The sequence below is a fragment of the Microbacterium sp. PMB16 genome, from assembly GCF_051294855.1.
GTDB lineage: Bacteria > Actinomycetota > Actinomycetes > Actinomycetales > Microbacteriaceae > Microbacterium.
Map to the genome: position 1 here is coordinate 721,759 of NZ_CP145908.1, position 15,592 is coordinate 737,350.

The 15,592-nt window shown below is 68.6% G+C and carries 11 protein-coding genes; 7 read left to right on the forward strand and 4 right to left on the reverse strand.

Going from position 1 to position 15,592, the window contains the following annotated elements; translation table 11 throughout:
- The first annotated feature begins 15 nt into the window (after positions 1-15).
- On the forward strand, positions 16-2,913 hold the full coding sequence (locus tag V5D55_RS03500; protein WP_435747709.1) for an immunoglobulin-like domain-containing protein: 2,898 nt from the start codon (positions 16-18) through the stop codon (positions 2,911-2,913).
- Positions 2,914-2,941: 28 nt separating this feature from the next.
- Here V5D55_RS03500 and V5D55_RS03505 read toward each other — a convergent pair whose 3' ends face one another.
- Positions 2,942-4,201, reverse strand: coding sequence for an FAD-binding protein (locus V5D55_RS03505; protein WP_435747711.1), 1,260 nt, complete (start codon positions 4,199-4,201; stop codon positions 2,942-2,944).
- Between the two features lie 76 nt (positions 4,202-4,277).
- Here V5D55_RS03505 and V5D55_RS03510 point away from each other — a divergent pair, with 76 nt between their 5' ends.
- The 5 genes from V5D55_RS03510 to V5D55_RS03530 all read left to right on the forward strand — a co-directional run bounded on the left by V5D55_RS03510 (position 4,278) and on the right by V5D55_RS03530 (position 10,250).
- Positions 4,278-5,324 (forward strand): LacI family DNA-binding transcriptional regulator, encoded by a 1,047-nt coding sequence (locus tag V5D55_RS03510; protein ID WP_435747713.1) that lies wholly within the window; start codon positions 4,278-4,280, stop codon positions 5,322-5,324.
- Between the two features lie 141 nt (positions 5,325-5,465).
- Positions 5,466-6,803, forward strand: coding sequence for an extracellular solute-binding protein (locus tag V5D55_RS03515; RefSeq protein ID WP_435747715.1), 1,338 nt, complete (start codon positions 5,466-5,468; stop codon positions 6,801-6,803).
- Positions 6,800-7,765: a carbohydrate ABC transporter permease gene (locus tag V5D55_RS03520; RefSeq protein ID WP_435747717.1), complete on the forward strand. Its 966-nt coding sequence runs from the start codon at positions 6,800-6,802 to the stop codon at positions 7,763-7,765. The genes V5D55_RS03515 and V5D55_RS03520 overlap by 4 nt, the downstream gene beginning before the upstream one ends.
- A complete protein-coding gene (locus tag V5D55_RS03525; RefSeq protein WP_435747719.1) occupies positions 7,765-8,688 on the forward strand; it encodes a carbohydrate ABC transporter permease in 924 nt (307 codons plus the stop codon). The genes V5D55_RS03520 and V5D55_RS03525 overlap by 1 nt, the downstream gene beginning before the upstream one ends.
- A 38-nt stretch (positions 8,689-8,726) precedes the next feature.
- On the forward strand, positions 8,727-10,250 hold the full coding sequence (locus tag V5D55_RS03530) for an alpha-N-arabinofuranosidase (RefSeq protein WP_435747721.1): 1,524 nt from the start codon (positions 8,727-8,729) through the stop codon (positions 10,248-10,250).
- Positions 10,251-10,417: 167 nt separating this feature from the next.
- Here the strand turns inward: V5D55_RS03530 and V5D55_RS03535 are convergent, their stop codons facing one another.
- A complete protein-coding gene (locus tag V5D55_RS03535; protein ID WP_435747723.1) occupies positions 10,418-12,544 on the reverse strand; it encodes a hypothetical protein in 2,127 nt (708 codons plus the stop codon).
- A gap of 329 nt (positions 12,545-12,873) precedes the next feature.
- Here V5D55_RS03535 and V5D55_RS03540 point away from each other — a divergent pair, with 329 nt between their 5' ends.
- Positions 12,874-13,296 carry an META domain-containing protein gene (locus tag V5D55_RS03540; RefSeq protein ID WP_435747725.1) on the forward strand — a complete coding sequence of 141 codons (423 nt, stop codon included), beginning with the start codon at positions 12,874-12,876 and terminating at the stop codon, positions 13,294-13,296.
- Between the two features lie 71 nt (positions 13,297-13,367).
- Here V5D55_RS03540 and V5D55_RS03545 read toward each other — a convergent pair whose 3' ends face one another.
- Together V5D55_RS03545 and prpB are read right to left on the reverse strand one after the other, a co-directional pair.
- Positions 13,368-14,558: a bifunctional 2-methylcitrate synthase/citrate synthase gene (locus V5D55_RS03545; protein WP_435747727.1), complete on the reverse strand. Its 1,191-nt coding sequence runs from the start codon at positions 14,556-14,558 to the stop codon at positions 13,368-13,370.
- Positions 14,559-14,560: 2 nt separating this feature from the next.
- A complete protein-coding gene (prpB, locus tag V5D55_RS03550; protein WP_435747729.1) occupies positions 14,561-15,463 on the reverse strand; it encodes a methylisocitrate lyase in 903 nt (300 codons plus the stop codon).
- Between the last annotated feature and the right edge of the window lie 129 nt (positions 15,464-15,592).

Below are 15,592 nucleotides of genomic sequence, written 5' to 3' on the forward strand. Positions count from 1 at the left end.
TCAGAGGAGATCATGATGGACACCTTCAACCAGCGAGCGCGCAGAGCGGCGGCCCTTACCGCCGCCGCCGCGACGGTCATCGCCATCGGCGTGACGACGTCACCGTCGGCGACCTTCGCCGCCGACGGCCCTGCCCCGCTCATCCACTACACCTTCGACGCGGCCGAGAACGGCATAGTGGCCGACGCGTCGGGCAACGGCAACGACGGCGTCATCCGGCAGAGCGGCGCCACCGTCGCGGACGGTCGGATGTCGCTGCCCGGCGGCACGCGTGGCACCGCCGGGTATCTGGAGATCCCGACGGCGCAGCTCATCGGGAAGCAGCAGCTGACGGTGTCGACGTGGCTCGCCGGCCACTCAGGCCCCGGCAACACGGCAGCGGCCTTCATCGGCGCCCCCGTCGCCTCCGGCGCCTCGTACTCCAGCGGATACTGGCTGCTCAACCCCGCGAACCCGAGCGGGTACGTGAAATCGGTCGTCACCGGCACCGTGAACGCCGGCGCGCCCTGGGGCACCGAGGTCGGCGCCGGCTCCACGAACGCGGCCACATCCGGCATCCGCACGCCGTCGACGATGTCGCTCTACACGACCGTCATCGACGGGGCGAGCAAGCAGCTCACCGTCTACGTGAACGGCACGCAGATCGCGCAGCAGACACTGAACCGCGACGTGTCGTCGTTCGGATCCCCGCTGGTGTCGTACCTCGGCCGATCGACGTACAACGACCCGGGCTGGGCCGGCGACGTCGACGACTTCGCGGTCTACGGCGAAGCGCTCGACGCGGCCGCCGTGCAGCAGGTGTTCGCCGATCAGGCGCTCGAGCGCGCTGTTGCCGCGGTGACGGTGCCGGCCACCGCCGATGCCGCGTTCACCGTGCCGACGAGCGCGAGCGGCGCGGGGATCTCCTGGGCATCCGATGACGCGGCAGTCACGATCACCGGTGGCGACGCCGCGGTCGTCCGGCCCGCAGCGGGATCAGCGGATGCGGTGGTCACCCTCACCGCGACCTTCACCGCCGGCGGGGCGAGCACGACCCGCACCTACACGGTCACGATCCCCGCTGAGCTCACGGATGCGGCGAAGGCCCAGGCCGACATCGACGCCGTCGACCTCGGCGCGACCGATGACATCCGCACCAGCATCGCCGTCCCCACGGCGGGCGCGAACGGATCGGCGCTGACCTGGGCGGTCGCGTCCGGATCCGCGCACGCCGAGATCCGCGACGGAGTCAAGGAAGGCTCCGCGACGGTGTCGATCACCCGTCCGGCAGCGAATGCTGCGGCCGTCGACGTGGTCCTCACGGCCACCGCGACCAGCGGCGCAGCGACAGCCGACCGCGAGTTCACGTTGACGGTGCGCCCGATGCCGGCAGCATCCGCCGATCCGGAGGCCTATGTGTGGGCGTTCTTCACCGGTGAGGGCGCCGGCGCCGAACGCGTCAGCCTCGCCGCCTCCCAGGGGAACGACGCACTGCGCTGGAACACCCTGAACGACGGAGAGCCGATCTTCACATCGACACAGGGCACTCAGGGCCTGCGCGACCCGTTCATCATCCGCTCGCACGAGGGCGACAAGTTCTACATGCTCGCCACCGACCTGAAGGTCGCAGGCCTCCCCGGCGGCTTCGCGACGGCGCAGATCTCCGGCTCGCGCTCGATCGAGGTGTGGGAGTCGACCGACCTCGTGAACTGGTCGGCGCAGCGGCACGTGCAGGTCTCGTCGCCCTTCGCCGGGAACACCTGGGCGCCCGAGGCGTACTGGGACGACGAGATCGGCCGTTACGTCGTGTTCTGGGCTTCGAACCTGTACCCCACGGCCGACCCGGCCGACCGCACCGGCGTCACGTACAACCGCATGATGTATGTGACGACCGACGACTTCGCGACGTTCTCGGAACCGAAGGTCTGGACAGATGTCGTCACCGGCAGCTGGGGAACCATCGACTCGACCGTCGCGAAGAAGGACGGCACCTACTACCGCTTCAGCAAGGACGAGTCCTCGATGACCCTGCGCCTGGAGAAATCGACCGACCTGCTGGCGCAGATCTCTGGCACGTATCCCGGTACGACCGGCCCCGCCGACGAGTGGACCCTGATCAAGGACCAGGTGGCCACCGGCTTGCCCAACGGCGAACCGGGCGGCACCTACTCCCAGGGCGAGGGGCCGAGCGTGTTCCCCTCGAACCCCGGCGACGTGAACGGCTTCGACTGGTATCTGTTCATCGACCAGCCGTCGTACCACCACGGTCCGAACCACTACATTCCGTTCGGCTCGACCGACATCACCGACGGAGACTCCTGGCAGCCGCTGGGCGCGACCCTGCGCGCGCACCTGCCGCAGAACAGCGACGGCGGCAAGCCGCGCCACGGCACGGTGCTCCCGGTGACCCGCTCCGAATATCAGAAGGTGCTCGAGGCGTACGCCCCGGCGATCGCCGTCGAACGGGTCGAGCCGATCGCGGTGTCGACGCGGGCGGGCACCGCGCCGGTGCTGCCGGACGCGCGTCTGACCACGACCGACGGCACCGCGAAGACCGCGCCCGTCGCCTGGGAGGGCATCGACCCGGCGGACTATGCGACCGCGGGCACGTTCACCGTGCGCGGGGTGGCTCAGGATGAATCGCGCATGCCGGTGACGGCGACCGTCACCGTGACCCCGGGAATCGGTGTCGTCGCCTCGACGCGCTGCGTGGCCGGAAAGGTGGTCGTCGTCGCGACGGTCGCGAACGCGGCGTCGCAGTCGGCGTCCGTCGCGGTGGTCACCCCGTACGGGACGCGCACGCTGACCGCGGCCGCGGGATCGAGCGCCTCGGCATCCTTCTCATCCCGTCTCGCGACGGCACCCGCAGGCGAGATCACCGGCACGGTCGACGGTGCCGTTTCGACTGCGAGCTACGGAGGCCGCACATGCTGAGACCCGGCCCGCACCGCCGCGCTGACGCTCAGAGGCCGAGGCGCTCCAAATAGGGATTGACGAGGCGCCGCTCGGGGTCGAACCGGGCGGCGAGCGCGGCGAAGTCGTCGAAGCGCGGATACCGGGAGCGCACCTCGGCGCCGTCGAGCGTTGCCACCTTGCCCCAGTGCGGACGAGCGGATGCCGGCAGCGCGGCCTCGATCGTCGGGAGCAGGGCCCGCACCGCGGCCTCCTCGGGCTTCCAGGTGAAGTGGATGCCGACGGCATCCGTCCCGTACGACGAGCTCAGCCAGAGATCGTCCGCCCGCATCGTGCGGATCTCGTTGACGAGCAGCAGCGGGGCGATCTGTCCGGCGAGCGTGCGGACCGCCTGGATCGCCTCGACGGCGTCACCCCGGGGCACGAGGTACTCGGTCTGGATCTCGGCTCCGGCCGACGGCGTGAACTCCAGCTTGAAGTGCGCCAGCCGCTCGAACCACGGCCCGGGAACACCCAGCTGCTCGGTGCAGGCCACCGGGTCGACGCCGAGGATCGGATGCCGTTTGCTCGTAGCCGGCTCCGCGCCGAGTCGCTCGAACAGCGACTCCCGCGCGGCCTCGCGCGCCTCGGGCTGGCGCTGCTTGACCCAGATCTGGTCGACGAAGTCCGTGCGCTCCCAGGTCGAGAACAGGCTCACACTGGTGCCGATCGAGGTGACCTCGTCGAAGTCGGCGAGCACAGCGTCCCAGTCCGGATGCTCGAAGACGTGCTGCGCGACCTCGTAGGTCGGCTCGACGTCGAGGGTGACGTCGACCACGGCGCCGAGAGCGCCGAGGCTCACCACCGCACCGGCGAAGTCGTCGTCGCCGCGGCTCAGACTGCGGATCTCACCGGCCGGCGTGACGATGGTCAATCCGCGAACCGCGCTCGCCAGCGAACCGATCGCGTCTCCGGAGCCGTGCGTCCCGGTGGCGACCGCCCCGGCGACCGAGATGTGCGGAAGCGAGGCGAGATTCGCGAGCGCCAACCCCTCGGCATCCAGCAGCGGGGCGATGTCGCCGTACCGCAGGCCGCCGGCGACGCGGACCGCATCGCGCGCCGCGTTCACCTCGAACATCCGCGGCATCCGATCGAGCGCGATGAGCACGCCGTCGGTGTCGGCGATGTCGTTGAAGCAGTGGCGCGAGCCGAGGATGCGCACGGGCCCCGGCACGGCGAATGCCGTGCGCAGCTCTTCGATCGACGCGGGGTGCACGATCGACGATGCCCGATACGCGAGGTTGCCTGCCCAGTTGTACTCGATGCCCATGGCGCCATATAACCACGGATGAAAGCCCTACATCGATGTAGCGGCGGCGGCAGCGGGGCATCGCTAGGCTGTTCGGATGACAGCGATGCCCCCGCCCAGAGCGACGATGAAGGACGTCGCCGCTCTCGCCGGGGTCTCGACGAAGACGGTCTCGAACGTCGTCACCGGCACTGTGGCGGTGCGCGAGGAGACCCGGCTCAAGGTCGAGGCCGCGATGATGCAGCTCGACTTCGTGCCCAACCTCAGCGCGCGCGGCCTGCGCAACGGTCGCTCCGGCATCATCGCCGTCGCCCTCCCCGACCTCGCCACGGCCTTCTCGGCCGAGCTGCTGCATCGCATCGTGGAGGCGGCGCACGAGCGCGGCCTCGCCGTGCAGATCGAGGAGACGGCCACCGAGCCGGAACGCGAGAAGGAACTCGTCTCCCGCGCCAGAGCGCATCTCGTCGACGGTCTGATCCTCAATCCGATCCGCCTCGAGGACAGCGTCATCCGCTACGCCGACCTCCTGCCTCCCGTGGTCGTGATCGGAGAGGTCGAGCAGAACCGCGCGGATCACGTGCGCATCGACAGCCGCCTCGCCGCTGCCGACGCCACTCGGCATGTGCTCGCGCGCGGCGCGCGCAGGGTCGCGGTCATCGGCGCCGACGACGATCCCTCGATCGCCACGGCCACCAGTCGACTCCGACTCGAGGGTGTGCACGACGCATTGCGGGAAGCAGGCATCGCCCGCGACCCGGCCCTCGAGGTCAACCGGCTCCCCTGGTCGATGTCGGGAGGAGCGGATGCCGCCCGCACGCTCCTCGGTCGGGGCGTCGCGTTCGACGCGATCGTGGCCCTGACCGACTCGCTCGCGCTCGGCGCGCTGCACACGCTGCACGAGCGCGGCATCCGGGTTCCCGGCGACGTGATCGTCACCGGTTTCGACGATGTCGAGTTCTCGAAGTACACCTCGCCGTCGCTGACCTCCGTGGCCTTCGATCGCCAGGCCTTCGCGGTGGCGGCGCTCGGGCTGCTCGAGTCGCGCATGAACGACCGCAGCGCCGCACCCCGCGCACTCACCCTCTCGCATCATCTGCTCCAGCGGTCCAGCACCGACGGTCGCCCGGCCGGCTACCGCCCCTGACCTTCGAATCGCGCAACTGGTCGCTTCCGGGACAGAATCGCGACCAGTTGCGCGATTCGAAAGCCGCGGCGGCGCTTGCGCATCGGATTACATCGATGTAAAGATGGGGCGTCCCCACCGCCCGGTCACGAAGGAGTGACGATGACGCCCCCGCTCGATCTGTCCAGAAGGCAGTTCTTGACTGCCACCTCTCTGGCCGCCGGCGCAGCCCTGCTCGCCGGCTGCGCCCCCGGCACGACCACCACCTCCGGAACCCAGACCCTCCAGTTCTGGCACCTGCTCTCCGGCGGAGACGGTGTCACCATGTCGCAGTTGCTCGACGAGGTGAACGGCGCGCAGAGCGCGTTCCGCATCCGTCCCACCGTGCTCGCCTGGGGTACGCCGTATTACACGAAGCTCGCGATGGCGGGCGCCGGCGGCCGCGCCCCCGACGTCGCGATCATGCACGCCACCCGCACCGTCGGCTGGGCGCCGGGCGGACTGCTCGATCGCTGGGACATCGACAAGCTCGCCTCGCTCGGCATCGACAGCTCGACGTTCCCCGCGCCGATCTGGGAGAAGGGCTTCGTCGGCGAGGGGATGTACAGCATCGCGCTCGACGCCCATCCGTTCGTGATGATGTTCAACACCGACATCTGCGACGCGGCCGGCGTGCTCGACAGCGACGGCAAGCTCCAGGAGACCTCCTCCCCCGAGGAGTTCGTCGACCAGCTCCGCACGGTCGGCGGCCAGGCCGAGGGCCACGCCCTGTCGTACGGGTACCTCGGCGACGGCGCGCAGATGTGGCGCCTCTTCTACACCTTCTACTCCCAGCACGGTGCGGCGATGGAACTCCCGGCGGGCGGACCGGCCGTGATCGACAAGGACGTCGCGGTCGAATCGCTCTCGCTGATGCGCACGCTGCTCGACGGCGAGATCGCCCTCGCACAGGCCGACTATGGCAGCGCGGTGGCCGAGTTCGCCACCGGCAAGAGCGGGATGCTGTTCACCGGCGTCTGGGAGCTGCGCACCATGCAGGCGGCGAAGCTCCCCTTCGACGCGACGATGATCCCGACCCTGTTCGGGACGCCGGCCGTCTACGCCGACTCGCACTCGTTCGTGCTCCCGCATCAGACGAACGCGGACCCGGTGCGCCGCGACCTGACCTACCAGTTCGTCGCCGACATGCTGAAGAACTCCTTCGGCTGGGCCGAGGCCGGGCACATCCCCGCGTTCCTCCCGGTCACCGAGTCGCCGGACTACGCCGACCTCATCCCGCAGGCGAACTACGCCGAGGCGGCACAGCACGTCGTCTACGACCCGACCGCCTGGTTCACCGGATCCGGCTCGAACTTCCAGGCCGAGTTCGGCGCCGCCGTGCAGGGCGTGCTGCTCTCGGGTGACGACCCCGCGGCCGCGATCGACCGCTTCGAGGCACGGGTGAACACCCTGCTCCGACAGCCCAACCCGGCTGACCCCGAAGGGACGTTCGGATCATGACCACCTCGACCTCCGCCATCGGCTCCACCGCTTCCACCCGCACCATCGTGACCGGATCGAAGACCGCGGCCCCCGCGCGCCGTCCCGGTTCCCGCAACCGCGAGCAGCTGATCAGCTGGGCGTTCCTGGCCCCGTTCCTCGTGGCCTTCGCGTTGTTCCTGGTCTGGCCGATCATCCACGGCATCATCCTCAGCTTCACGGATCAGTCCCTCACCGGCGCCGGCGGAGGGTTCGTCGGCTTCGCGAACTACGCCGAAGCTCTCACCGATCCGAAGATGTGGCAGTCGATGGGGAACACGGTGTGGTTCACGCTGCTCTCCACCGTCCCCCTCGTCGTCATCGCCCTCCTGATGGCGGCGCTCGTCGACCGCGGCATCCCCGGCCAGTGGCTGTGGCGGCTGTCGTTCTTCATGCCGTTCCTGCTCGCCTCGACCGTGATCTCGCAGATCTGGGTGTGGATCTTCAACCCGCAGGTCGGCGCCGCGAACAACATCCTCGAGTTCTTCGGGCTCGAGCCGCTCGCCTGGCTGCAGAACCCCGACACGAACATGCTGTCGATCGTGATCGCCACCGTCTGGTGGACGGTCGGGTTCAACTTCCTCCTCTACCTCGCGGCGATGCAGAACATCCCGCCACAGCAGTACGAGGCGGCATCCCTCGATGGGGCGGGTGCCTGGCGGCAGTTCTGGTCGATCACGCTCCCCCAGCTGGGACCGGCGACCGTGCTCATCCTGATCCTCCAGATCCTCGCCTCGCTGAAACTGTTCGACCAGGCGTACCAGATGCTCGGCGGCGTCGCGAGCGACACCACCCGCTCGATCGTCCAGTACATCTACGAGGCCGGATTCGTCAGCTACCGGTTCGGCTACTCGGCCGCCATCTCCTACGTCTTCTTCGCTCTCATCGTCATCCTCGGCGTCGTACAGGCTCTGATCACGCGCCGCCGGAAGGAGCAGTTCTGATGTCCACGACCACTGCCACCACCACTGCCACCCTCACCGAGACGATCACGACCGCACAGCCGCGGCAGCGACGTCACTCGCACCTGCCGGGGCAGAAGCCGTTCGGCCCGCTCCGCATCACCGCGTTCGCGGTGCTGCTGCTCCTCGCGATCGGCTGGCTGCTGCCGTTCCTCTGGGCGGTCGCGACCGCGTTCAAGACCGAGACGGATGCCGCATCCGGCGACCCGGGATGGATCGGCGCCGCCGGTCCCACGATCGACGCGTTCACGGCGATCCTGTCGCAGGGCAACGTCTACACCTGGGCGTTCAACAGCCTCTGGACCTCGGTCGCGATCACTCTGATCACACTGACGATCTCGGCGCTGGCCGCCTACGCCTTCTCGCGACTGGACTTCACCGGACGCCGGTGGCTGTTCGTGGCGATCATCGCCTCGATCGTCGTGCCGCCGCAGGTGCTGATCATCCCGCTGTTCTACGAGATGCTCGCGTTCAACATGATCGACACGTACTGGGGACTGATCCTGCCGCAGGTCGTGGCACCTGCGATGGTGTTCATCCTGAAGCGATTCTTCGACGCGATCCCGATCGAGCTCGAAGACGCCGCCCGCGTCGACGGCGCCAGCCGCCTGCGCATCTTCTGGTCGATCGTGCTGCCGCTGTCGCGTCCGATCATGGCGTCCGTCGGCATCTTCGTGTTCATCGCCGCGTGGAACAACTTCCTCTGGCCGTTCCTCGTCATCAACGACACCACTCTGATGACGCTGCCGGTCGGACTCCAGACGGTGATCAGCGCCTACGGCGTGCAGTACGCGCAGGTCATGGCGCAGGCCGTGCTCGCCGCGCTTCCGCTCATCGTCGTGTTCCTCATCTTCCAGAAGCAGATCGTCAAGGGAGTCGCGACGAGCGGCTTCGGCGGTCAGTAGTCCCCCACCCGGCCACAGAGCCAGACACAAGGAGAGCAATGTCTCAGGCCCGCATCACCATCGACCGCGACTTCACCATCGCCGACGTCCCCCGGAGGCTCTTCGGGTCGTTCGTCGAGCACATGGGGCGCTGCGTGTACACCGGCATCTACGAGCCGGGGCACCCGCAGGCCGACGAGCGCGGCTTCCGTCAGGACGTGCTCGCCCTGGTGAAGGAGATGGGACCGACCGTCGTCCGTTATCCCGGCGGCAACTTCGTCTCCGGCTACCGTTGGGAGGACGGCGTCGGCCCGGCCGAGGATCGCCCCGTGCGCATCGACGGCGCCTGGCACACGATCGAGACGAACGCCTTCGGCCTGCACGAGTTCATGGACTGGGCGAAGGATGCCGACGTCGAGGTCATGGAGGCGGTGAACCTGGGCACGCGCGGTGTCGAGGAGGCGCGCGCGCTCGTCGAGTACGCCAACCACCCCGGCGGCACGTACTGGTCGGACCTTCGTCGCAAGAACGGAGCGGAGCAGCCCTTCGACATCAAGCTGTGGTGCCTGGGCAACGAGCTCGACGGACCGTGGCAGATCGGCGGCAAGACCGCGACGGAGTACGGTCGCCTCGCGCAGGAGTCGGCCAAGGCGATGCGCCTGGTCGACCCGTCGATCGAGCTCGTCGCGGTCGGATCCTCCGGACGGTCGATGCCGACGTTCGGCAGTTGGGAGCACACCGTGCTCACGCACGCGTACGACGAGGTCGACTTCATCTCGATGCACGCCTACTACCAGGAGCACGACGGCGATGCCGAGTCGTTCCTGGCGGAGTCGGTCGACATGGATGCTTTCATCGACGGGGTGATCGCCACGATCGACGCGGTCAAGGCGTCGGGCAAGCACACCAAGCAGGTCGACATCTCGTTCGACGAGTGGAACGTGTGGGACCAGACCAAGTACAACGACGTCGAGGCGAAGGAGATCGAGAAAGCCGGATGGAAGCAGCATCCGCGCCTCATCGAAGACACATACAACGTGACGGATGCCGTCGTCGTCGGCACCCTGCTCAACAGCCTGCTGCGGCACGGCGATCGGGTGAAGATCGCCAACCAGGCGCAGCTCGTGAACGTGATCGCGCCGATCCGCTCCGAGGAGGGCGGTGCCGCGTGGCGCCAGACGAGCTTCTGGCCTTTCGAGCGGATGGCGCGACTCGCGAAGGGCCGCATCCTGCGCCTCGCCGTGTCGGCGTCGCAGATCGAGACGAAGCGCTACGGCGGGGTGGATTCGGTGGATGCTGCCGCCACCTACGACGAGGCGACCGGCCGGGTCGTGCTGTTCGTGGCGAACCGCTCTCTGGACGAGTCGAACGACCTCACGGTGGACCTCCACGGCCTGGGAACGCTGCGGGTCGTGAACGCCGAGACTCTGACGATCCCCGAGGGCGGCGACCGGCACACGTCGAACCTCGAGACGGCGCCCGACAGCGTGCACATGGTGCCGCTCTCGGGCACGGAGGTCGTCGACGGCGTGGTGCGCGCGACGCTTCCGCCGCTGTCGTGGTCGGTGATCGAGCTCGGCTGAGCGCCCTGCGCCTGACGGGCGGCTTTCGAATCGCGCGAATGGTCTGAAATCTCCTCAGGATCCGACCATTTGCGCGATTCGAAGATGGGTCTGGGACTGGGAACGCGAAGAAGCCCGGTATCCGCGGATACCGGGCTTCTTCGTGTCAGACGCCAGACGTCAGGCGGTCAGGCCTCGATCGCGGTGCGACGACGACGCGCCAGGAGCAGCAGACCACCCGAGAGCAGCGCGAGGGCGAGAGCCGACGCGGTGAGCGGAACGATCGTGTCGACACCGGTCGCGGCGAGGTTGCCATCGTCACCCGGGGTGACTGCGCCTCCGCCGTCGCCCGGACCCGGTGCGGCGAGCACTGCGAACGTCACGGTGGTCGTCGCAGAAGCAGCACCGGCGATGACCTGGTTCGCCTTGATCGTGAAGGTACCCGAGTGGGCGAGCCCGCCGAAGTCGACGTACCACTTGCCGTTCTCCACCGTCGGGGCGAAGTGGAGGTCGTTGCCGGGGCCGGTGAGCCACACGTTGACCGTGGCGCCGTCGATGGCCGTGCCCGACACGTTCGTCGGCACCTCGTCGTGCGGGAACTGCGAACCGCTGCCGATCGACGTCACACCGGGAGCGACCGGAACGACAGAGAACGTCGAGGTGGCCTGCGGAGAGACCTCGTCGGCGCGCGACTGCGTGACGACGACGCTGTGCGAGCCGTACCCGAGGTTGAGCCCGCTGATCGACCAGCTGCCGGTGCCGTTGACCGTGGTGGTGCCGAGCTCGGCGCCCTCCCCGTCGACGACCGTGATACCCGCGGTCGGGAGGCCCGTGCCGCTGATCGTGGTGACGTTCGCGGTGACCTTCGAGCCGTTCTTCGGCGAGGTGATCACCGGTGCGACGAGCGGAGCGGGCTTCACGGTCACGCCGATGACGGTGGTGTCCGAGCTGCTCAGCCCGTTCACCGAGGTGATCGAGATCGACTGTGCACCGAGTGCGACGGGTCCCGCGAACGAGAACTTCCCGCCCGTGACGGCGACCGTCTGCGGGCCCGCCCCCTGGTCGACCGTGACGGACTTCGCGCCGGGGGCAGAACCGGTGACGGTCTGTCCGGGCGTGACGTCAGCACCCGCGGTCGGGCTGGTGACGCTCGGGGCGTCCAGGTCGAGTGCGACCTCGTAGCCACCGGTCTTCGGCAGAGCGGTCAGGAGCGATGCCGCCCAGGTCCACTGTGCGACGCCGGGAGCGGCCTCGATGCCACCGCTGATGAGGCCGACGGCCGTGGTGCCCTGGATGACGGATCCGCCGGAGTCACCGGGGCCGGCCTTGGTGTTGCTGGAGAACCCCTGGACCCAGCGGTCCTCGATCCTGGCCCAGCCGTTGAGCACGTGGTTGCCGTTGATCGCGCCGGTCGTGAAGCCGGTCGTGCGACCACTCTTGGAGACGGCGCCCGCCTTCGGTGCTCCGACGGCCTTGATGGCGACGGTGCTGGCTGCGAGCGAGTCGAGCGAGGCGCCTGCCGTGGTCCAGTCGGTCACCGCGGGAAGCGGGGTGAAGCCGCCGGCGTCGTTGATGTCGATGACCGAGATGTCGGTCGCGTTCTTGTCACCGTTCGCACCCGGGGTGTTGTTGGTGCTGCCGAACTGAGCGAAGCCGAAGGTGCCGAGCAGTACCGGGTCGGCCGGCACCGCGCCATCTCCGCCGACCGCCGGCTCTTCGCCGGGGATGCTCAGCGTCGTGTTCTGAAGCTTGGTGGTTCCGTTGAACGCGCAGTGTCCGGCGCTGATGAGCGCAGGGGTGCGGTCGGGAGCCCAGGCGGCGAAGCCCACCGAGCAGGCCCAGGCCTGGCCGCCGGCGGCGACGCTGAGGTAGCCCTGTCCGCCGACGACGTCGCCCTCGGCGAACGTGGTCGGAGCGCTGTCGACGGTGACGACGGCGGCGCCGTCGATGCCGGCGGCGTCGGTGAACGCGTCGATCGCCGCGTCATCTCCTGCGCTCTCCTCGGTCACGACGACGACGTCGTCGCCGGCCGCGTTGACACCGAAGGCGACGATCTCGACGCCGTTCTTCGCTGCCTCATCGGCTGCCTCGACGACCTCGGCGGAAGGAGCATCCGCGACGGGAGCTTCCTCGACCGGGGCGTCGTCTGCCGGCGTCTCTTCCGCGGGCGCCTCGTCGACGGGCGCTGCCGTCTCAGGAGCTGCGGTCTCAGGAGCTGCGGTCTCGGATGCGACCGGAGTCTCCGCGGCATCCTCGGCGTACGCCGGGGATCCGATGAAGAGTCCCCCCAGGGCGATCGTGGCGGCGGCGGTCAACGCGAGTAAGCGCCTGCCTGTCCCTCTGAACTTCATGTGATGTATGTCCCTTGCTGGTCACGGATCGTCGTTCACTGTGGACTACGGTCAGGCGCCGAAGCATCCGACCGGTCTGCGTCCCGGCCGGGGCGCATAGTGCGACGCTGTTCCCCCGAGCAGCAGAGACCCTCGCCGTCAGAGCGAGGGATCACCGATATATTACTCAGCCAACACACAGAAAAGCAGGCGGTTCACCTGGATTTCACGGATACGGAACAAAGTCTGCGCGCATTGTTCCACCGAGTGGACGAAATCGGGCATTCTGACCAGTGCGGGCTAGCATGGCCCCCATGAGCCGAACCCTCGCACGAACTCTGATCGGCGTGGCGGTGCTCGGCATCCTGACCATGGTCGGCACCGCCTGCACATCCGACGGCGATGTCGCCGCCCCTACGTCCACCCCCACGGGCACCTCGGGTGCCGGCGCCGCCGACATCGTCGGCCTCTGGGGCGAAGACGCCACGGGGAAGCCGTCCCTCGAGTTCACCGCCGACGGTGAGGTGCGCGGCAGCGACGGATGCAACGGCATCGTCACCACGTACACGGTCGAGGGCGACCGCATCGCACTCGCGCCGTTCGCCTCCACCCTGAAGGCCTGCATGGGCGTCGACGACTGGCTGCGCGGTGCGCGGGCGGCCGAGCTCGACGGCGACGTCCTGGTCGCGCTCGACGCGACCGGGGAACGACTCGGCGAGCTCGCGCGGAGCGGCTGACCTGCGCGACGGCTCCCGCCGGACCGTCAGCGGAAGCCGTCTTCGCCGGACTCAGCCGGCGGCTGCCGGACTCAGCCGGCGGCTTCCTCCGGTCGCTCGAGCACGTCGATCGCCGCAGTGTCGGGCTCGTACGCCTCGATGTGCCGCTCATCCGGACCGTTGTACGCCGACAGCGGGCGGATCAGGGCGTTCGAGGACTGCTGCTCGATGATGTGCGCGGTCCAGCCGGTGATCCGCGCCGCGACGAACAGCGGCGTGAACGTCAGGGTGTCGAAACCGATGAGGTTGTACGCGGGGCCCGACGGGTAGTCGAGGTTCGGGTAGATGCCCTTGCGCGAGACGAACTCGCTCTCGAGCTTCTCGTACAGCTCGCCGACCTCGGGCTTGTCGAAGTGCGCGACGAGCGAGTCGAGCGCGACCTTCATGGTCGGCACCCGCGAGTCGCCGCGCTTGTACACGCGGTGCCCGAATCCCATGATCTTCCGCTTCTCGGCGAGCGCCGCGTCGAGCCAACCTTCGACCTGGTCGGCCGTGCCGATCTCGTCGAAGATGTGCATGACGGCCTCGTTCGCGCCTCCATGCAACGGTCCCTTGAGCGCGCCGATGGCTCCGACGACCGCCGAGTACAGGTCGCTGAGCGTCGAGGTGATCACACGGGCGGTGAACGTGGAGGCGTTGAACGAGTGCTCTGCGTACAGGATCATCGAACGGTTGAACGCGTCGACCACGGCGGCATCCGGCTCCTCGCCGAACGTGAGCCAGAGGAAGTTCGCCGCGTAGTCGAGGTCGTCACGCGGCTCGACGGCATCCAGCCCTCGGCGCCGGCGCTGGCCGTACGACACGATGGCGGGCAGCGCGGCGAACAGGGTGAGGCTGCGCTCGAGGTTCTCCTCGGGGGTGCCGACGGCATCCAGGACGTTCGCGATGCCGGCGGTCTCAATCGCGCCGATCACGCTCACGGCCGTGCGCACCTCATCCATCGGGTGCGAGTCCAGCGGCAGACGGTCGATCGCGTCCTTCACGGCGGGCGACAGCGCGCGGTGCTGCCGCTCCGTCAGCCGGAATGCCGCGAGCTCCTCGGCCGTGGGGAGCTCGCCGTTCCACAGCAGGTAGGCCACCGCCTCAAAGGGCTGCGTGGCAGCCAGCTCCTGCACGGGGTACCCGCGGTAGAGCAGGCTGTTCGTCTCGGGGTTGACCTTCGAGATCGCGGTCGTGTCGACGACGACGCCCGCGAGGCCCTTCTTGATGTCCGGCTCGGTCATGGTCACTCCTTCTCGAGTGTGAAGTTGAAGACGCCGGAGTCGAAGTGGTTGTACGACTCGTAGTCGATGAGGTCATACAGATCGGCGCGGTGCTGCATCTCGCCGAGCTTCGAGGTCAGGTGCCCCTCTTCGTTCAGAGTATCGAGAGCACGACCGGATGCCCCCATCGAGATGCGCAACAGCGACACGGGCCAGATGACCAGGTTCACTCCGGCATCGCGGAGCTGGTCTGTGGAGAACAGTTCGCTCTTGCCGAACTCGGTCATGTTCGCCAGGATCGGCACGTCCAGCGCGTTCGCCATCGCCTCGAACTCGGCGAGGGTGCGCATGGCCTCGGGGAACACGGCATCCGCCCCGGCATCCACCAGCGCCTTGGCACGATCGATCGACGCGTCCAGCCCCTCGATCGCGCGGATGTCGGTGCGCGCCATGATCAGGAAGTTCGGGTCGCGGCGGGCGTCGGCGGCGGCGCGGATGCGCTTGATCGCGGTGCTCTCGTCGACGACGCTCTTGCCGTCGAGATGGCCACAGCGCTTCGGGTTGATCTGGTCCTCGATGTGGGTGCCGGCGAGTCCGGCATCCTCCAGCTCCTGGATCGTGCGGGCCACGTTCATCGGCTCGCCGAAGCCGGTGTCGGCGTCGACGATCGCGGGGAGGTCGGTCATGCGGGCGATCTGCTTCGCCCGGCCGGCCACCTCGGTGAGCGTGGTGAGGCCGATGTCGGGGAGGCCGAGGTCGGCGGCGAGCACCGCGCCGGAGATGTAGACGCCGTCGAAGCCCTTCTGCTCGATGAGCCGCGCGCTCAGCGGATTGAACGCCCCGGGGAACCGCAGCAGCTCACCGCTCGCGAGCCGTTCGCGGAACAGCCGCCGCTTCTCGGCCGGGGTCGTGGTGGAGTACAGCATCAGACGTTCTCCCTCTCTCGCTTCCGCGGAGCACAATTTCGGAGTACTGCGGCGACACGCCGGCGATCGGATGCCGCGAGCGGCGAGTCGCCCGCGAACTCCGAAGTTATGCACGCAGCAGGGTGGCGA